Origin of the sequence: Streptomyces sp. NBC_00663, assembly GCF_036226885.1 — a bacterium.
In the GTDB taxonomy this organism is placed as follows: domain Bacteria; phylum Actinomycetota; class Actinomycetes; order Streptomycetales; family Streptomycetaceae; genus Streptomyces.
On record NZ_CP109027.1, the window covers coordinates 9500433 to 9518916 of the forward strand.

Consider the following 18484-nt stretch of genomic DNA (forward strand, 5'->3'; position numbering starts at 1 on the left):
ACAAATACGTAGCCGGTTACGTATTCCGCGATGTGACATCCGTCCGTTCCGGGGCGGAGATGCGGCGGTTATGTCGATCAACAGGTGAGAATGATGTGTGAGGGGAATGTCAAGACAAGGGGGTAACTGTGGCGGTGGACGGGGTGGTTGGGGAGGCCGGGCACGGGGCGCCGTTGCTGAGCCGGTCTGTTGAACTGGCCCGGTTCGACGAACTGCTCGACCGTGCCGCCCGCGACGCCCGTGCCGCTCGCGGCACCGCGAAGGGCGAGGAAAGCCGTGACACGGGCCGCTCCCAGCTCGTCGACATCACCGGCGCGGCAGGCATCGGCAAGAGCAGGCTGCTCGGCGAGGTCTGCGCGCGGGCGCGCCGACGCGGCCTGACCGTACTGCGCGGCAGAGCCACCGAGTACGAACGGGAGGTGCCGTTCCAGGTCTTCACCGACGCGCTCGCCGACCTCGACCCGCACACCCTGGACGGCTTCCACGAGGCCGACGCGGTATCACCCCTGTTGCAGCGGAGCGCCGCTCGACAGAGTGACGCGGCCGACCGTTTCGGACTGCACCGCTCCACAGCGGCCCTGCTCGCCCGGCTCGCCGCCCCGTCCGGGTTGCTGCTGGCCCTCGACGACCTGCACTGGGCGGACTCCGCGTCACTGGAACTGCTGGACCATCTCGTACGCCATGCCGTGCACGCCCCTGTCGTCCTGGCCGTGACGCGCCGGGACCGCCAGAGCCCCGAGTCGCTCGCCGCCAGGCTCACCCGGGGAGTCGACGACGGCACGGTCGTCAGACTCGGACTGGGACCGCTGAGCGCACGCGACTGCGCCGAACTGGCCGGCCCCGGCATGTCACCCGCCGACACCGCCGCACTGTATGCCGCGAGCGAGGGCAACCCGCTGTACTTCCTGACCCTTCTTCAGGCCCACCGCGGGGGTGCCACAGCCGAGTCCTCGTCGCCACCTGGGCTCGGCGCCCTGCTGCTGGAGGAACTCACCGCGCTCACCCCCTCCCAGCGCGGCATCGTCGAGGCCGTCGCGGTGCTGGGCGAGCACGCCACCCCGGCGATGCTGGGCCGGGTGACAGGCCGCTCCGGCACCGCGTTCACCGACGACGTCGTCACCCTCACCCACCGCGATCTGCTGCGCTCCGACCCGCAGGGCCTGCTGACCCTGCGGCATCCGGTTGTCCGCACGCTCGTGCACGAGCGCACACCCTTCTCGAGACGCGTCGACATCCACCGGCTCGCCGCCGAGGAGCTGGCCCTCGCCGGTGCCTCCGCCGCGGAGCGGGCCCACCATGTGGAGCGGTCGCTGACCGCCTGGGACCCGGCGGCAGTTGCCGTACTCGACGAGGCCGCCGCACGGACCGCCCGCACGGCCCCGGCGAGTTGCGCCCACTGGCTCGACGTGGCGCTCCGTCATCTTCCGCAGACCGCCGAACACGCCCCCCGGCGCCGGGAGTTGACGCTGCGGCGGGCCCGTGCCCTGGCCGCGTGCGGAGGGCTGCGCGAGAGCCGTGACCTGCTCCAGGAGCTCATAGCCAGCCCGCCCCGGTCACCCGGTGGCCGCGCCACCGGCCAGGACCCGGACCAGGACCACGACCAGGACCACGACCAGGACCAGGACCAGGACCTCAGGGTGCGCGCTGTCGTTCTGTGCGCGCTGGTGGAGCGTCACCTGGGGCGCTGCACCGAGGCCGTCGCGCTGTTGCGCCGCGAGCTGGCCCGCGGCCCCGCACCGGCCGATGTCGTCCGGCTCGGCCTGGAACTCGGCTCGGCCGCGCCCCAGGGCAGCGGCACCTCTTACCCCCAGGTCCGGGCCGAGGTCGAGGCGGCCCTCGCGGCGGCCCGGTCGATGGGGAACGAGGCCGGTGAGGCGGGCCTCCTCGCGGTCGCCGCCCTGGGGGAGGCGTACGAGGGCAACATGACCGCGGCGCACGAACGGGCCGGGCAGGCCGCCGCCCTGGTCGACTCGCTGCCCGACAACGACCTCACCGCCCTGTGCGAACCTCTCGCCAGGCTCGGCTGGGCAGAGGCCTTCCTGGAGCACTACCCGGACGCGGAGCGGCACGCCGAGCGAGGCCTCGACATCGCCCGCCGCAGCGGCCAGCTCTACGTCATGCCGCATCTGCTGCTCTGTCTGTCCCATGTCCGGGTGCAGACCTGCCGCGTCTCCTCGGCGGTCGAACTCGCCGACCTGGCGGAGGACATCGCCCGCGGCATCGGCAGCGACCAGCTGCTCACGTTCGCGCTGGCGAGCAAGGCCTCTGCGCTCGTCGCCGCTTGCCCGCCCGGCGATCCGCGTCCGCTCGCCGTCGCCGGGGAGGCGGTGGCCGCGGCCGGTACCGGGGTGAACTGGTGGGCCTCCACCGCGTGGTGCATCTTCGGCTGGGCGTCACTCATGGCCGGTGACCCGGTCCGTGCCAGGGACGCGCTGCTCCAGGCGGGCGGCCCCGAACTGCACCGGATCCAGCCCTCGATGCGGCCGCTGTACGTGGAGATCCTGGTCACGTCCGCACTGGTCATGGGCCGGTCCGAGGAGGCCCGTGAGTGGGCCGAGCAGGCCCGTAAGGAGGCGGAACAACTGGGGCTGCCGATGCAGCGGGCCTCCGCGCTGCGCAGCAGCGCCCATCTGCCGCTGGCGCAGGGGGACACGGCAGCGGCGGCGGACCTGTTCGCCCAGGCCGCGGTGGAGAGCGCCCGCTGCGGGGCGGTCTTCTGGGAGGCCTTCTCTCTGCTGCTCGGCGCCCCGCTGGAAGCGGCGGCGGGCCGCGGCCGTGACGGCACGCTCGCCTGGCTGAGGGGACGGCGGCTCGCCGAGGCGGGCGGCAGCGGCATGCTGGTGGGCCTCGCCGACGCCACCCGTCCGCCCGACAGCGGCTCCGAGGCCGCGTACAGCTCCCCGGACCGTGCCGAACTCGCCGAACGGCTGGCCACCCTGACCGCCAGGGAACTGGAGATAGCCGAGCTGGTGGCACAGGGCCTGACCAGCCAGGCCATCGCGGACCGGCTCTACGTCAGCCGGCGGACCGTCGACACGCATGTCTCCCGGGCCTTCCGCAAGACCGGGGTCTCCTCCCGGACCGCCCTGGCCACGCTGATGGCCCGCCGTCGCACCGGGAACCGCTTCATGGACGCCCGGCCGGAGCAGGGCTGACCCCGGCCCGGGCTCAGCGGGGCTGACCCCGGGCCGGGCCGGTGCTGCCCGCCTACTTGACGTCGATGAAGTCGCCGGTGGCCGTCGCGGAGCCGGTGGTGGAGGTGCCCGCGAAGGCGAACCTGTAGTAGCCGTCGGAGGTGGCCTTGGCGGTGGTGCTCAGGTTCCCCGTCGAGTTCGTCTTGACGGTCTTCAGGGTGGTGTAGGTGCTGCTGCCCTTCTTGCGGAATTGCAGCTTCACCGGCTGGGTCGAGTAGCCCGCGTACTTGCCCGTCGTCCAGTTGGCGCGGCTCAGCTTGCCGGTGACCGTGATGGTCTTGCCCTTCTTCACCGGCTCCGGGGAGGCGTTGGCGGTGAGTTTCGCAGCCCGCTTGATGCGGGTCCTGGTGACGTCGTCGTCGTAACTGGCGTTGGCGTACAGGTCGTAGGCGCCGAGGAAGACCTTCCAGGTGCCGGCGGTGCCGTTGCCGTCCTTGAAGGCGACCGCGGGGTCGATGGTGAAGACCGTCTTGCAGCTGTAGCTCCAGCCGCCCTCGGCCGGTGACTCCGTGCACACGGGGTCGTCGTCCGACTGGAACGATCCGGTGATGGTGTCCGTGCTCGAACTGTCGGTGCCCTGCCACAGGAAGGCCTGCGTGAGGGCGACGCCTTCCGCGTCGAAGGCGGAGAACGTGACGGGAACGGCCTTCTTGCCCGTCACTCCGAGGACGATGTCCTTGCCGCCGTTGACGACGCCGTCCGAGAAGGTGGTGCCGCCCAGCGCGTCCTGCGGCTCGACGCCGCCGGAGGCGAAGGCGCCGAGAGACGTCGCCGCCCCCGGGTGCTGTGCCGCCTGTGCGGCGCCCGGGAGGGCGAGTGCCGAGACTACGGCGGCGCTGGTGAGGACGGTGGCCGTGGTGCGCATGCGCATGCAGTTCCCCATGGTGAGGTCGGTGTTCTGTCGGACTGCCTTTGTGGCAGGGCCGGTTGATGTGCTGAAGAGAGGCTGGTGCAGGTTCGGATTCCCGCGGCGGGAGGTCAGGGCGTGGGGGAGCGGAGGATGTCGTCGAGGTCGAAGCTGTAGCTGGGCGACGGGTAGAGGTCCGTCGGGTACAGGCCCGTCGGGTAGAGGTCCGTCGGCTCGGCGCTCGGCGGGGGCACGTCGGCCGGGTCCGCGGTGGGTTTGCCGTCCGGGCTGCACACCTGCGGTGCCGAGGGTTCGGAGAGTTCGTAGTCGGCGACGCGCTTCGTGCGGAATTCGACCGTGTCGCGGTCCCAGATGTCCTTGGTGCCGCCGACCTCGACCTCCTTGGGTAGTTCCTTGCTCTTGAGCGGCTTGCCCACGGTGATCGTGAGGAGGGCGCCCACGCAGGGGCTGCGGTCGTCCGCGTAGAGGGACTTGGGCAGGGCGATCTTCCGCTCGCTGCTGGCGTCCGTCCGCAGCTCGACGCGTTTCACGCGGCGGATGTCGAAGTAGTAGTCGGGTCGCGTCCCGTCCGAGAGCGACTCGCCGTCGTCGCCGTCCGCGACGCCGTACACCAGCTTCCAGAACTCGACCTGCACGGTGATCTTGTGGCAGAGCGGTCCGAGGTATCCCGGCATGCTGGAGAACTCCAGATCGCCGGAACTTGAGTTCTGCTGGGGAGTGTCGACGTCGAGCTTCACCCAGTCCACGGACTCCGTCGTCGTCCACCCCTTGTTGTCGTGGCAGCCCGAGGCTCCGGTCGGGTACGGGGGCGTCAGGGAGGGCGTCGGTGACTCGGTGACCTGCGTCGCGCTCTCGGTCGGATCCCCGTAAGCGGAGGTGTCGTCGCCGCCCGAGCACCCCGCGGTGAACAGAACGGCCAGCGCGAGGGCCGCGAAGCCAGGCAGAGCGGAACGATTCGTCCCGGGCGCGCGCCTCATCGGTCGAACCACTTCTTGGCCTCCGCGCCTCCCCGGAGCAGGCCCGGCACGCCACCACCCGGCAGGCTCAGCCGCTCGTTGAAGACGACGGTGACGCGTACCCCGTTCGACCGCCAGACTCCCCCGACGGCGAGCCTGACACTCCTCGGCATCTGCGCTCTCACGCCCGGTGTCGTCATGCACACAAGGAAATGGCATGGATGCCGGGAACACGTCGGTAGGAGTACGTATTCCATGTACGTAGGGGCCGCCATGACCCAACTCCATGACCTGGTTCGGACGATGGTCACGGGCCAGGCCGGTGCGTACGACGCTCAGTGGCCGGTGAGTTCACCGCTGAGCGTCTTGTGGATGCGGGCGCTCGGTTCGTTGAGCCCGATGATCTCGACGGTCTTGCCGCGCTGGGCGTACTTGGTCTCGATGGCGTCCAGGGCGGCCACCGAGGAGGCGTCCCAGATGTGGGCCGCCGACAGGTCGATGACGACCGTGTCGGGGTCGGTGGCGTAGCTGAACTGGCCCACCAGGTCGTTGGAGGAGGCGAAGAACAGCTCGCCCGTGACCCGGTAGACGACGGTGGCGTGGTCGGGGTCGGTGACCGCGGTGACCTCGGCGACGTGGGCGACGCGCTTGGCGAAGATGACCATGGCGGTGATGGAGCCGACGACGACGCCGATGGCGAGGTTGTGGGTGGCGACCACGCAGGCGACGGTGACGACCATGACGGTGATCTCGCCGGCGGGCATCCGCTTGAGGGTCTTGGGTGCGATGGAGTGCCAGTCGAAGGTCGCGAAGGACACCATGACCATCACGGCGACGAGCGCGGCCATGGGGATGTCGGAGACGACGGGCCCGAAGGCGATGCACAGCACCATCAGGAAGGCACCGGCGAGGAAGGTCGACAGGCGGGTCCGGGCGCCGGAGACCCGTACGTTGATCATCGTCTGGCCGATCATCGCGCAGCCGCCCATGCCGCCGAAGAACCCGGTGACGATGTTGGCGACGCCCTGGCCGACGGATTCGCGGGTCTTGGAGGAGCGGGTGTCGGTGATGTCGTCGACCAGCTTGGCCGTCATCAGCGACTCCATCAGGCCGACCAGTGCCATGGCGAGGGCGTAGGGCGCGATCGTGGTGAGGGTGTCCAGGGTGAACGGCACGTCCGGCAGCCCGGGCACGGGCAGGGAGGACGGCAGCTCACCCCGGTCGCCCACGGTCGGCACCGCGATGCCGGCCGCCACGGTGATGACGGTGAGGATGACGATCGACGCCAGGGGCGCCGGGACCACCTTGGTCACCTTCGGGAAGAACACCATCAGCGCCAGGCCCGCGGCGAGAAGCGGGTAGACCGGCCAGGGCACGTCCGTCATCTCCGGCACCTGGGCCATGAAGATGAGGATGGCGAGGGAGTTGACGAAGCCGACCATCACACTGCGCGGCACGAACCGCATCAGCTTCGCCACGCCGAGCGCGCCGAGGACGATCTGGAAGACACCGGCCAGGATCACGGTGGCGACCAGACAGCCGAAGCCGTGCTCGCGGTTCACGGGGGCGATGACCAGGGCGACCGCGCCGGTGGCCGCGGAGATCATGGCGGGTCGGCCGCCGACGAACGCGATGGTCACGGCCATGGTGACCGAGGCGAACAGGCCGATGGCCGGGTCGACCCCGGCGATGACGGAGAAGGAGATCGCCTCGGGGATCAGGGCGAGGGCGACCACCAGGCCGGCCAGCACCTCGGTGCGCAGCACCTTCGGGTCGGACAGCCAGGCAGGACGCCGGGAGCCGCGCAGCCAGGCGGCCGGGGACAGTGCGGAGGAAGACAAGACGAAGAGAACCTGTCGTGCTCGGGCACACCCGGCATCACGGCGGGCGCGCTGGAAGGAGTGACGGACCGGACCGTCCTGCACGAGGTCCGCGAGCGGCGCGGACCGACGTCAGTGGGCGGCCGTCAGGTCAGGCATGAAGAAATCGGGTGCCGTGTCGGGGCGAAGGGCCATGGCGGGCAGACAGCGGCGAGGCCGGGCGTCACGGACACGCGCACGCTCTCTTTCGCGGACTAGGGGTTTCGCCGGGAGCTTCGTCGGCCCCGACAGGGCAGTCGGCGACGGGACGGCATCCCGCACCAGGCGCGTGGTGCACGGCAGACCGCTGGCCAAACGCCCGGGCAACTCTACCCTGACGTTAAGGTAGAGATCAGCGCCGGCCGGTCGCGGCCAGGGCGAGAGACGAGGAAGGAACCCGCGTGAGCAGCGAGCAGATGCAGATCGGAGAGGTGGCCGCACGGACCGAACTGTCGCTGCGCACGATCCGCCACTACGAGGACGCGGGCCTTGTCACCCCCTCCGCCCGCTCCCAAGGTGGCTTCCGCCTCTACACCGAGGCCGACGTCGCCCGGTTGATGGTCATCCGCCGTATGAAGCCCTTCGGTTTCACCCTGGACGAGATGCGCGCCCTGCTCCACGCCACCGACCGGCTCGACTCCGGCACGGAACTGCCTCCCGAGGAGCGCGAGGACCTGCTGGAGCGGATCCGCGGCTTCGAACAGGCCGCCCAGCAGCGGGTCGAGGATCTGCGCACCCAGCTGACGCGAGCCGAGGAGTTCGCGGCCACGCTCGCGGAGCGCCTGACCGGGACGCCCGTCTCCTGACAAGGACGCACCGGACCGGACCGGCCCGGCCGGTGCGCGAGGAGGACCCCGGTACCCGGCTGCGCTTCAGCACACTGCGCCAACCTCAGAGCCCGGTCACCTTGCCGCTCGCCGAGATGTCGTAGACGAGGGTGAGCGTACGGCGGCCGTTGGGCGGCAGGTCGACGTCCCAGCGGGCGATGCCCTCGGCGTCGACCGTGTCCGGAGCCGGGGAACAGGCGTCCCTGCGTAGCCGTACCTCCACCGCCGACACCTCGGAGACCGGGATGCGTTCGCGCACGGTCACCATCTGCTCGCCTGCCTCACCCGGGGCGGAGAAGCGGGAGAGGTGCAGACGAACCGTTCGCGTGACGGTGGTGCGCTGGGGCAGCGCGGAGGAGTCACGGGATTCCTCGACCTGGCGCAGCACCCGGTAGTCGTCGTGACTGCCGAAGGCCAGCTCCAGGGGCGCGCCGGGAGCGGTGAAGCCCAGCGCCCCGCGGCCGCCGAAGCCGCCCGGCCCGACCAGGTCCACCGGGCCTGCCAGCAGCGTGTGCCCCGCCGGGTTGTCGCAGCGCACGACGTGCGTCACGAGGGGGGACAACTCCGGGGAGCAGGCGTACTCGCTGCGCGCGACCGCACCGGCCACGGACAGCGGGACCCGGTGGGCGCGGCCGTCGGCGGGAACGGAGACGGGGGCGGGGGAACGCAGGACCTGGGTACGGCCGCCGTCGTCCACCCCCGGCAGGCCGAGCACCGGCGCCGGGCCCAGCTCGGCGATCTCCTCCTCGCGCAGCTCGACGGCGACCGTGCGCCGCTCCGCGGGGGAGCGGTCGGTGAGCGTCAGCCGGTCCGGCATGAGGCGCGGTGGTTCGGTGGCCAGCGCCGAGCGGGCCGTGGACAACGTCAGTCGTACGTCGGTCCAGTCCTCGCCGGTGCGCTGCCACACCATGGCGTCGGTCTCCAGGGTGAGTTGCTCTCCGTCGAGCACGGCCCGATAGGTGGGGCGCCACAGGGCACACGCGGTGAGGTGACTCAGCCGCAGCCGGGCGGGGCCCGCGACGGAGGCCTCCAGGGTCAGCTCGACGTGGCCGACCAGTTCGGCCTCGTGGTGTTCCGACAGCTCGACGGCGTGCTCGGCCTGACGGAGCTCGGTGGCGAGGGCCTTCAGACGGGCCTCGACGGTACGCAAGTGCTCGCCGTGCGCGTCCCGTTCGTCGTCCACCCGGTCCAGTTCAGCCGCCCACCGTACGGTGTCGGTCGCTCCGTGACCGGCCCCTTCGCCGATCTCGCGCAGCAGGTCGGCGGCGAGACGGGAGAGCAGGTCGAGGCGGGCGCGCAGCCGGTCGCGCTGCCGTTCGAGCGCCGAGCTTTCCTCCTCGATGGCGTGGACGCGCAGACGCAGAGCGGAGTCGTCGGCGCCGGGCAGCGGCCCGCGCGGTGTCCAGGCGCGGACGATCCGGGCGTCGAGGACGGTCGCCTCGCCTTCGGCGGCGGTCACCTCGGCGTGGAGGGTCGGGTCGACCGCCAGAGCGCTGACCGGCCCGAGACGCAGCCGCTGCACGCCGGTTCGGAGGTCGAGGTCGGCGGACCGTTCGACCTGGGCCCGGTCCTCCAGGCAGGTGACGGCGGTGACGGGCAGCGGGATCGGGGCGAGGTCGGTGGACATGGTGTGTCAGCTCCTGCGGTTGCCGCCGACCAGGGCCTTCGCGGCCGGGATGCGGATCTCGTAGCCACCGTGACGGGCGGCGGTGCCTCCGGCGGGCAGGTCCACGCGCCACACGCGCGTGCCGGGGTCGGGGGCGTCGGCGGAAGCAGTGTCCTCGGGGACGGTCCAGTCGGCCTGTTCCTCGATACGGATGTCCGCCTCGGCAGCGGTCGGCACTTGCTCGCGGACTTCGACGGTGACGGGCTCGCCCAGAGTGTTGGCCAGTTCCACATGGACGCCGTGGGCGAGCACGGTGACGTTGTTGCGCAGCCCGGCCGTCGACTCCTTGAGGCTCGTGCGGCGGGTGACCCGGATGCTCTCGGCCAGCCCGAGGCCCATCCGCCGGGTTCCGCCCGGGGCGAGGGTGGGCAGCGCGGCACTCACCACGAAGTCGTCGTCCACCCGGACCTCGACGGGACCGGCCAGGAGCGCCTGATCGGTGGCGTTGGACAGCACCAGAGCCGCGTACACCCGCTGCTCCACCGCCGGCACACAGACGTACTCGGTCCGCAGACCGACCGGGATCCGGCCGACGGTGACGGTGTGCCAGGTGCCGTCCGAGGGAACGTCGGCGCGGGCGACGGCGTCGTAGCGGTGGTCGAAGGAGCCCGCTGACGCGCGGGGCCGCACGGCGTGTGCGGGCAGGGACAGCGCGGCGACCGCCTCGGCCCGCCGGCGGTGCTCCACGGCCACCGCGTCGAAGGACGGGGCGGGGAGCAGCCTTCCCCTGCGTGGTGCCGGCTCCTCGGGGCCGTTGAGGACGAGTGCGGCGTAGTCGAGTTCGGCGCTGCTGGGCTGCGGCGGGCCGACCGGTGGGGCGGGTGGCGCCGGGGGCGGGGCCATTGGGGGCGCCGCTGGTGCGGCTGCGGGGGCTGCCTGGGGCGCGGCGGCGAGGCTCGCCCTCCTCGGTTGCGCCGCTTGCGCGGACGCGACCGGTGCCGGGAGGCCGCCAGGGGCCGCGGGCGCCGGGGGCATGCCGCCGTATGCCGGAGGGGCGGGCGGGACGGGAACACCGGCCGCGCCCACGGAGGGGGGAACGGGCGGCAGGGCGGCGCCTTCCGGGTCGGGGAACCGGGGAGCGGCGCCGACGGGGACAGGGGCGGCGGTCGCAGCCGGGCGGGGCCCCGCGGAGTCGTACGCCGTGAAGAGGTCGGCGAGCCCGGCGGGCGGCTCACGCCAGCCGGACGGCTCGGGGGCGGGCTGGCGGCGGCCGATCCGCAGCGAGCGCAGTCGCGGCAGCTCCGCACCGCGCCCCAGGTCGGCGGTGGCCAGGGCGATCCGTACGCCGGTCCAGTCCTCACCGGTGCGCTGGGCCACGCCGGCCCGCAGCACGAGGGTGCCGCTGTCGTCGGCCTGACGGCAGGTCAGACGGTAGGCCGGCACCCACACGGCCCCCGGGACGCCGTACTCGATCTCCAGGCCCACCTCACCGGTTCCGCCGTCGAGGGTCACGGCCGCGCAGACCGTGGTGAGAACCAGCCCGGACGGTGCGGCGGTGGAAGCGCGTTCGCAGCGGTCAGCGGCGACGGCGAGGTCGTGTTCGAGGCGGCGCAGCTCCTCCTCGGACTCGGCGAGCCGCTCATGCAGGCGGGTCAGCCGCTCGTCGACGAAGTCCGCGAGCGTCAACCACGCCTCGGCAGGAGTAGGGCGGTGGTGATCGGGGTCATCGCGCTTGCGCGGTGGCGGCACCGGACGGAGCCCGGTGATCTCCTTGATCCGGACCAGGAGCCGCTCGTGCCGCCCCCGGGCCGCGTCGCAGGCGTCCTCCAGGCGTTCCCTCTCCCGCCGCAGCCCGTCAGTGGAGCCGCTGTCGCTGGGCTCGGCCTCCGTCTCGACGCGTACCGAGGTGACCCGTGCACCGGAGTCACCCGTGACCCGGGCCCGCACGGAACCCGGGTCCACCGTGCGCGGCAGCCCCGTGACCAGCACTCGGCCGTCGGGCGGAACCGTTCCCCGCGCCAGTCGGCTGCACAGCGCGCCCTGCGCGTAGACCACCACCGCGTCCAGAGCCGACGCCCACCGCGGCACCCCTTCGGACTTCATGCACTCAGCCCCCGTCATGTCCGTGCGGGCGAAGCCTAACGTCCGCGCCGGCCGGCGATCTGGCCGAACCCCGGGTTCGGCCGCGACGGTGTGGGTCAGTCGTACGGGGTGCATCACGACAGGGAGTTCGCGACGTCGACTCGGCGGTGACCGCGGGATGTTACTCGGTGCCGCGCAGGGCGACCCAGGTGTCGTGTGCCACCACTCCGTCGGTGTCCAGGCCCCGGTCGCTCTGGAACGCCTGCACCGCGTCCTGTGTGCCGGTCCCGAACTCCCCGTCGACGCCCGTGCTTCCGACGCCGTACCCACGCTTGGTCAGCATGCACTGCACCTGCTGTACGCGTTTGCCGCTGTCACCGAGGCGGGTGAGTCCGCTGCCGGTGTAGTAGGTGCACTCGGAGAGCCAGGGAGTGGTGCCGGTGGACGCGGTGGGGGAAGGGGAGTCGGTGGGGGAGACCGTGGGAGAGGGAACGCCGTCGCCCGGGTCGGCGTCGGCGTCCGGGTCGGCGCCGGCGGAGTGCTGGGCCCCGGTGTGCGAAGTGGCCGTCTTCGCCCCGCCGTCGAGATCCTCGTCCACGGCGCCGTCGACGTCCGGGCGGGTCAGCGCGCTGGTGCCCGAGGGCACGGGGGAGGACGAACGGCCCCCGGGGGCGGTCGAGTTGTTGCTGTCGGAGCGGGCGCCGGCTTCCGGAGCCTCGGCGGTCGCGGGCCGCTCCCCGGGAATGCTCCAGTAGGTCGCCGCAGCCAGGAGGCAGGCTAAGAGGGAGGCGGCGGCGATCCATAACGCCCTCCTGCCGCGCGGGGACGAAGTCCCGGTCCGGTCCGGCGGCCCCGATGATGCTGTCTCCGGGCCGTGTTGGGAGGGCATCGGTGGCGCCACGGGGGACGGAACAGGGCTGGTTGCCCGCGCGGAGGGGAACACGGCGGGGGCGGCCGGCGACCACAGACGGGTCAGGGTCGCCACGGGCAGGCGGCGCAATGTCTCGTACGCCTGTTGCCGGGCAAGCAGGTTGGCGCTGAGCGGCTCGGGCCATGCGGCAGGCGTCGTACGCGCTGCGGCGGCGTCGATCAGTTCCTGCGGGGTGGGCCGCTCCGCGGGCTCCTTGGCCAGGCAGGCGGTCAGCAGGCGGCCGAGGTCCGGGTCTGCCGCCGAGACCTCGCCGATCACCTCGGGATTCGCGTTCTCGTACGCCACCCGGTGCATGACGTCGACGCCCGTGCCGTCGCCGAACGGCGCGCGCCCGGTGGCCGCGTACACCAGGCTCCCGGCCAGCGAGAACACGTCGGACCGGGTGTCGGACCGCCCTTCCCTGAGGTGCTCGGGCGACATGTACGCGGGGGTCCCGACGCGATTGCCCGTACCGGTGATCGCGCTGGCGTCGGCGGCCTTGGAGACCCCGAAGTCGATGACATGGGCGCCGTGGACGGACAGCAGTACGTTGGACGGCTTGAGGTCCCGGTGCACGATGCCTTCGGCGCTTAGCCCTGCCAGGGCCTGCCCGAGGTCGGCCACCAGCCGCCAGACGGCGTCCGTCGGCAGGGGTGCGTCCTCGCGTACGGTCTCGGCCAGGTCGAAGCCGGGGACGTAGTCGGTCGCCATCCACAGCAGGTCGTCGTCGAAGCCCGTACCGCACAGCCGGGGCGCGTAGGGCATGCGCAGCCGGGCGTGCACCGCCGCTTCCCGTTCGAAGCGGCGCCGGAATCTGGGGTCCTCCGCGTACTCCGGCCTGATCACTTTGACCGCGACCAGCCCGGGGCCGTCGTCCGCGGGGCGCGCCAGATAGACCCGTCCCATACCGCCGCTGCCGAGCAGCGCCACGGGCACCCAGGGGCCGACCCGTCGCGGGTCGCCGGGCCGCAGCGGCGAGGCACCGGTCCGCCGCAGCGCGGCACCCGCGTCGTCCGTCGGCTCCGGCTGCTGTCCCGACAAGAAATCCCCCGAAGTTGCTTTCGGCGTACGCCAGTTCGTTTGTGTGGAAGAGGAGGCTAACCCAGCCCGCCCATGCGTTCAGCGAATCGGCGACTTCGGCCCCGGTGCGGCAGCTGGTGCAGGCCGAGGCCGGTGTCGGGCCACTACGGGTGCTGCGAGCCGAATGGACGGGGAACCGGTTGCCGACGTCAAGCCCGGACGTGACCTGGACGAAGGCGGAACTGGTGAACGGCGCCGAGTCTGCGACCGAAGGCGAGCCCGTCAAGCGCGCGGTCACCCTCGCCCCGCCCGACCTGCACTGGCTCTTCGGTACGGCTGCGCTCTAAGCCTTGAGGCTGAGTGCATCGCGCAGTGGGCTGCCCAACTCGGCGGCCATTTCCTCGTCGTCGTCTTCCTCTGGTTCAAGGAGGAGGGCGCGCAGTGCGTTGAGGGGAAGGACCCGGGGCGTCTCGACCGCGGGCCCGAGCGCGACGCGTGGGGTCCTTGTCCAGATGCTCTGTGGCGACCCGGGAGCCCCGGGCGGCGCCGTTGGGTCCGGGGGAAGGCTGTGCCAGGCGGCCCCGTCGTTGACGCGCCGGGCGACCTCGCCGATGTACCAGATGGCGACCTGGATGAAGGTGCTGTCCACGTCGTCGTTGACGGCGTTCGCGTCCGTGTACCGCCTGCGGACGTGTATCTCCAGGACATCGAGTGAGGCGGGCGAGAAGTCCCAGCTCTTCGGTGTGCCGGTCGCCTCCGCCCAAGCCGGGAACTCCGCTTCCTGGCGGGCTAGCCATGCTGCCAGTTCGGGGTGCGTCTCGCTCATGGACGCCACTGTAGGCGGCCCCGGGGCCTCGGGTCGCCGGCCACGCCAGTCGACGCGTAGGGCCCACAAGTCCCGCTACAGGCAAGTGAATTGAGAATAGCGCCTTCACCGCATCGGCACAGTGGGCAGCCCATTGAGCCCCTAGAGTATTGATGGGCGGTGTCATGTCACGGGGGCCGCACCGCTGCGTGCAGGGTCGTTCAGGCCCCTAGGGGGACACGCCATGAGGACGAAGAACCGGATCGCGACACGCGTGGCCGCGCTGGCGGTCGGTGTGGGGCTGCTCGCCGGAGGGCTGCCCGTCGTACAGCAGGCGGCGTCGGCCAGCCCGAGCTCGGGGCCGTGCTCGAAGATTTTCGGCACACCGGACAAGAACCCCGCCTACGACGACCTCCCGGGGTCGGACAAGTTCCCGAACGGCTCGCCGCCCGATGAGGACCGCAGGTACACGTACCCGAATCCCAAGCGTGCCGTGTCGGGCATCGATCTCCCGCCCGGTATGGGGCAGGAGGAGCTGCTCAAGAAGTACGGGACGGACACCAAGGGCCTCGCGGAGGACTCCCCTGAGCGGGCCTACGCTGCCTGGAACCGCAACCAGACCGGTGGCGCCAGGCCCTGGACCGGCAGCTTCCGGACGTGGCTGATCAAGCAGTACATCGGCAACGAGGTCGTCCGCCAGCGCGGTGACGCCTTCCACAAGAAGGTCGCGGAGGACTTCGGCATCGGTGGCTCGCAGTGGCAGTGCGAGCAGAAGATCCCCGGCAGCAAGCGCAGGGGCGACTTCGTCAATGCCGACCGGAAGATCCTGATCGAGGTGAAGTCGGACGGCTCCTACAAGAAGGGGCAGTTGGCGGAGGACAAGAAGCTGGTCGAGCAGGGCTGGGACGTGCGGTACGTCTTCGGTGAGGAGCCTGACGAGGAGACGGTCGCCGCGCTGAAGGCCGTCGGGATCAGGGTCCATGTGCACCAGTCGGCCAGCCTACCGCAGTTCACGCCGAGTGAGCACACAGCCCCGAAGGACCTGGAACTCTTCACCCCGGACGCGGGAGCTGCTCCCTCCACCGGCGACGGCGTCAACATGATCCGCGGCTCCGCGGACACCGCGGCGGAGGCTCGCGCGATCCAGCAGCAACTCACCGACGCGGGAGGTGAGTCGAGCAGTGCGGGTGGGGTGGACTTCTCCACCCTGGAGCTGAGTTACGTGGGGACGTCCAGGGACGGTAAGGGCCTGGACTACTCCTTCAAGGCAGCCCGCAACCCGGACGAGGACACCAATCCCTCCTGGGGCGGTATGGCGAAGGCGCACCTCGCCTCCGACGCGTTCTTCACTTGGCTGGCCCTCACACCGGACAAGTTCTGGGTGAATCTCAACCCCACCGAGCCGGACCGGATCATGGACAGCACGTTTGCGAAGACCGACGCGGGGCGCGTGCTGCTTGAGGCGGACCTCGCCATGAAGCACGACTTCGCGAAGACGGTGAACCCCAAAACCAAGCTGGGCGCCCGCTTCTGGGATGCCCTCAGCCTCGTCGGCGGTCAGCCGTGCATGCCGGTGATCCGGAACTGGATCGTGCCGGACACCGCCAAGATCCGTGAGCAGGACGGCGGCATCTACATCCTCGACGCACCGCTGAAGGTCAACTCGGTTCCGTACGAGGGCACCATCCCCGGCGATCAGTGCCGCAAGACGACGGCGCAGCGCGAGCACGATCAGCGGCTCGTGGACACGATGATCCGCCCGGTGGTCGAGAAGCGGGTCAACACCGCTTCGGAGTACGCGGATCTGCGTCGCGTCTACGCCAGCCGGGTTGCCGCGGAGTGGGTCGCGCAGCGGGATGCGGCGAAGCCGGGCCCGTACCACGGCATCATCGCCAGCGACGACGTCTCCCGCTGGCCCCTGCGCTACGACAAGAACTGGTCGGAGCAGGACACGTATCAGCGTTACCTGAAGTCGTTCACGGAGGGCGACTACACCTTCGAGCGTCGGTCCGGCAACTGGCTCTACACGTACTCGGTCGGCGGCGTCGACTTCTCCAAGGCCCCGAAACAGGACATCGGCAGCGCCCAGTTCACCGAGGACGAGCCGGGAATGCCCGGTACGGCCGCCAACTCCCGTGCTCAGGCCACGAATTACCGCGACTCCGGCACCACCTGGCTGGGCGGCAGTACCTCCGAGGCATCGGCGTTCGGCCAGGACCTGCTGTCGTCGCCCGCCACGGCCACGGACCAGGGTGGCGGAGCACTGGGCGCCATCAGCCCCACGGCCATCTTCTTCACCGCGCTGGCCGCGGGCCTGGCGGTGATGACCGGGACCGCTGGGTGGCGGATCCGGCGGCGGCGCCGGGCGGTGCTGCGAAGGTACTGACCCGTGCCGCGACGGATGAGGTGTCGGCTGCCTGCGTGACCGGGTTTGCGGCTCCACCTTCGGGCTGCCCTTGGCTGGCTGGAGGGCTCAATTCGCGGGTGGACTGGCGATGTTGTTGGGCAGAATGACGGCCATGACGTACAAAGGCTCCTCCATCGACCCGGCCAAGCCCAGCATCGCCCGTGTCTACGACTATCTGCTCGGCGGCAAGGACAATTACGCCGTGGACCGGGAGATCGGGGATGTGTTCAAGCGTGACCTGCCCGGATCGGTGGCCATCGCCTTTGCCAACCGCGCGGCTCTGACCCGGGCGGTCAGGGAGATCGCGAGGACCACCGGCATTCGGCAGTTCGTGGACCTGGGCAGTGGTCTGCCGACCGCGGACAACGTCCACCAGGTCGCGCAACGGCACGCTCCTGAGTCCCGGGTGGTCTACGTCGACATCGATCCCCAGGTGCTGGTGCATGGACGCGCGCTGCTGGAGGACAACGACGGGACCCGTGTCGTCGCGGTCGATGTGCGCAACCCCGAGGACGTTCGTACGCACCCCGATACCGTCGAGCTCATCGACTTCGATCGTCCGGTGGCTGTGATCTTCAGTGCCATCCTCCATCACGTCAACGATGACGAGGACCCGGCCGGCATCGTCCGTTACTGGCGCGATCATGTCGCGTCGGGGAGCTACTTCTTCATCAGTCACTTCCGCTCGGGTGACAACCCGGAGACTGCGGCGGCCGAGGCGGTGCTGCAACAGACGTTCGGCCGTGGCCGGTGGCGGACCGACGCGGAGATCGCCGCCCTGCTGGACGGTCTGGAGATCCTCGACCCAGGGATCGTTCCCGCGTCCCTGTGGCGTCCCGATGACGCCGATGGCGCCATGGACATTGGGCAGAGGCGGGAACTCACGGTCTGGGAACACCTCATTGCCGCCGGGCTGGCCCGGAAGGTGTAGCGCGTGCTTCTTTGAGGGGGGCGGTCGGTCGATCGGATGTGTCTGTCCGATGAGTGATCACCGAGCGACGGGGGCGGACCTGCGCTGGCGATCCGTCGAGATCCTCGGCTGAGTCAGGCTGCGGCTCCAACACCTTTGGTTCCTCAACTGCATGTGCCGGGGCCGTGCCGCGAGGATTCGAGGTGTAGGGGACGTCAAGGAATGATGCCTGAGGCCCGCGCGTCGGTCAGCCATGTGGGGAACTCATGGAGCAGCCGGTCGTAGAGCAGTTGGTCGTCGACGGTCTGGGGATTGCGCCCGGCATGGAAGAATCCCGCGTTGTCGACGACACGGGTGGCGGGGACGGCCAGGGTGTCGAGCTTGCGCAGGAACACGAACTCGTTGTCGTCGGGGTCACCGAACCCTACGAACTGCCAGAACAGCGGCAGTCGGGCCGCCTTGCACAAGTAGCGCTCGGCAGCGATGCGACTTGTGGGCCCTCCGTCCGTCTGGAACACCACGAGAGCGGGGCAGTCGCTGCCGGAGTCGAGGAAGTGGTCGATGACCGCATCCATGGCCCAGTGATAGTTCGTGCGCCCCATGTGCCCCAGATTCTGGTGCAGTTTCTCGATGCGGCCCTGGTGGCGGCCCAGCATGAGATCAGTGACGCCGTCGATGTCGGTGGAGAAGAAGACCACCGGCACGATGCCGTCGTCGTCGAAGTGCGCAGACAGTGACAGGACCTGCTCGGCAAGATGTTGCACGCTGCCGTCCCGGTAGTACGGGCGCATGGACCCCGATCGATCCAGGACGAGATAGACCGCGGCACGCAGCCCTTCCAGGCCACGGTCGCGGATGCTTGCCCCAGCCTTCTTGTAAAGACTGACCAGGCTGGGCGCCGCTGCCTGGACCTTGGCCAGACTGATGGCAGGGAGCTGCTCGATGCCGTTCATGCCAGCCACTCTCGCGGACACCGCCTCAAGGAGGAGGGCCGTTGCGGAAACGCGCGGTGGGGTGATTCAGGGGACGGGAGCGGATTT

14 protein-coding genes are annotated in these 18484 nt (G+C 70.8%); 5 read left to right on the forward strand and 9 right to left on the reverse strand.

The window, feature by feature from the left end; genetic code table 11:
* Nucleotides 1-173: 173 nt before the first annotated feature.
* Complete coding sequence (locus OG866_RS42990) at nt 174-3155, forward strand: helix-turn-helix transcriptional regulator (protein ID WP_329344560.1); 2982 nt, start codon at nt 174-176, stop codon at nt 3153-3155.
* Between the two features lie 52 nt (nt 3156-3207).
* Here the strand turns inward: OG866_RS42990 and OG866_RS42995 are convergent, their stop codons facing one another.
* From OG866_RS42995 to OG866_RS43010, 4 genes are all read right to left on the reverse strand, one after another.
* Nucleotides 3208-4065 (reverse strand): hypothetical protein, encoded by an 858-nt coding sequence (locus OG866_RS42995; protein ID WP_329343345.1) that lies wholly within the window; start codon nt 4063-4065, stop codon nt 3208-3210.
* Nucleotides 4066-4172: 107 nt separating this feature from the next.
* Nucleotides 4173-5039, reverse strand: a complete 867-nt coding sequence (locus OG866_RS43000) for a hypothetical protein (protein WP_329343347.1) — start codon at nt 5037-5039, stop codon at nt 4173-4175.
* Entirely contained in the window at nt 5036-5218 is a 183-nt protein-coding gene (locus OG866_RS43005) for a hypothetical protein (protein WP_329343350.1), read from the reverse strand. Before OG866_RS43005 ends, OG866_RS43000 begins: the two co-directional genes overlap by 4 nt.
* A 135-nt stretch (nt 5219-5353) precedes the next feature.
* The gene (locus OG866_RS43010; RefSeq protein WP_329343352.1) at nt 5354-6859 is read right to left on the reverse strand and encodes a SulP family inorganic anion transporter; all 1506 of its coding nucleotides are present in this window, start codon (nt 6857-6859) and stop codon (nt 5354-5356) included.
* Nucleotides 6860-7278: 419 nt separating this feature from the next.
* On the opposite strand from OG866_RS43010, the gene OG866_RS43015 reads away from it, so the two are divergent.
* A complete protein-coding gene (locus tag OG866_RS43015) occupies nt 7279-7683 on the forward strand; it encodes a MerR family transcriptional regulator (protein WP_329343354.1) in 405 nt (134 codons plus the stop codon).
* An 85-nt stretch (nt 7684-7768) separates the two neighbouring features.
* On the opposite strand, the gene OG866_RS43020 is transcribed toward OG866_RS43015, so the two are convergent.
* The 3 genes from OG866_RS43020 to OG866_RS43030 form a co-directional block, all read right to left on the reverse strand.
* Entirely contained in the window at nt 7769-9331 is a 1563-nt protein-coding gene (locus tag OG866_RS43020) for a mucoidy inhibitor MuiA family protein (RefSeq protein WP_329343355.1), read from the reverse strand.
* Nucleotides 9332-9337: 6 nt separating this feature from the next.
* A complete protein-coding gene (locus OG866_RS43025; RefSeq protein ID WP_329343357.1) occupies nt 9338-11413 on the reverse strand; it encodes a DUF4139 domain-containing protein in 2076 nt (691 codons plus the stop codon).
* 160 nt (nt 11414-11573) lie between these two features.
* Nucleotides 11574-13343, reverse strand: coding sequence for a serine/threonine-protein kinase (locus tag OG866_RS43030; protein ID WP_329343359.1), 1770 nt, complete (start codon nt 13341-13343; stop codon nt 11574-11576).
* A 104-nt stretch (nt 13344-13447) separates the two neighbouring features.
* Between OG866_RS43030 and OG866_RS43035 the strand changes: the two genes are divergently transcribed.
* Nucleotides 13448-13669 carry a hypothetical protein gene (locus tag OG866_RS43035; RefSeq protein ID WP_329343361.1) on the forward strand — a complete coding sequence of 74 codons (222 nt, stop codon included), beginning with the start codon at nt 13448-13450 and terminating at the stop codon, nt 13667-13669.
* On the opposite strand, the gene OG866_RS43040 is transcribed toward OG866_RS43035, so the two are convergent.
* The gene (locus OG866_RS43040; protein ID WP_329343362.1) at nt 13666-14148 is read right to left on the reverse strand and encodes a hypothetical protein; all 483 of its coding nucleotides are present in this window, start codon (nt 14146-14148) and stop codon (nt 13666-13668) included. The two genes, OG866_RS43035 and OG866_RS43040, sit on opposite strands and share 4 nt — an antisense overlap.
* Nucleotides 14149-14371: 223 nt before the next feature.
* Between OG866_RS43040 and OG866_RS43045 the strand changes: the two genes are divergently transcribed.
* Both OG866_RS43045 and OG866_RS43050 read left to right on the forward strand, forming a co-directional pair.
* Complete coding sequence (locus OG866_RS43045) at nt 14372-16513, forward strand: hypothetical protein (RefSeq protein WP_329343364.1); 2142 nt, start codon at nt 14372-14374, stop codon at nt 16511-16513.
* A gap of 124 nt (nt 16514-16637) precedes the next feature.
* Nucleotides 16638-17465, forward strand: a complete 828-nt coding sequence (locus OG866_RS43050; protein ID WP_329343366.1) for an SAM-dependent methyltransferase — start codon at nt 16638-16640, stop codon at nt 17463-17465.
* Between the two features lie 194 nt (nt 17466-17659).
* On the opposite strand, the gene OG866_RS43055 is transcribed toward OG866_RS43050, so the two are convergent.
* Nucleotides 17660-18397 (reverse strand): vWA domain-containing protein, encoded by a 738-nt coding sequence (locus OG866_RS43055; RefSeq protein WP_329343367.1) that lies wholly within the window; start codon nt 18395-18397, stop codon nt 17660-17662.
* Nucleotides 18398-18484 lie beyond the last annotated feature (87 nt).

Coding starts and splice junctions, on each gene's coding strand:
- OG866_RS43020 (WP_329343355.1), bottom strand. CDS start 9,331: ATGTCCACCGACCTCGCCCCGATCCCGCTGCCCGTCACCGCCGTCACC.
- OG866_RS43045 (WP_329343364.1), top strand. CDS start 14,372: ATGAGGACGAAGAACCGGATCGCGACACGCGTGGCCGCGCTGGCGGTC.
- OG866_RS43000 (WP_329343347.1), bottom strand. CDS start 5,039: ATGAGGCGCGCGCCCGGGACGAATCGTTCCGCTCTGCCTGGCTTCGCG.
- OG866_RS43040 (WP_329343362.1), bottom strand. CDS start 14,148: ATGAGCGAGACGCACCCCGAACTGGCAGCATGGCTAGCCCGCCAGGAA.
- OG866_RS43005 (WP_329343350.1), bottom strand. CDS start 5,218: ATGACGACACCGGGCGTGAGAGCGCAGATGCCGAGGAGTGTCAGGCTC.
- OG866_RS43025 (WP_329343357.1), bottom strand. CDS start 11,413: ATGAAGTCCGAAGGGGTGCCGCGGTGGGCGTCGGCTCTGGACGCGGTG.
- OG866_RS42995 (WP_329343345.1), bottom strand. CDS start 4,065: ATGCGCATGCGCACCACGGCCACCGTCCTCACCAGCGCCGCCGTAGTC.
- OG866_RS43055 (WP_329343367.1), bottom strand. CDS start 18,397: ATGAACGGCATCGAGCAGCTCCCTGCCATCAGTCTGGCCAAGGTCCAG.
- OG866_RS43050 (WP_329343366.1), top strand. CDS start 16,638: ATGACGGCCATGACGTACAAAGGCTCCTCCATCGACCCGGCCAAGCCC.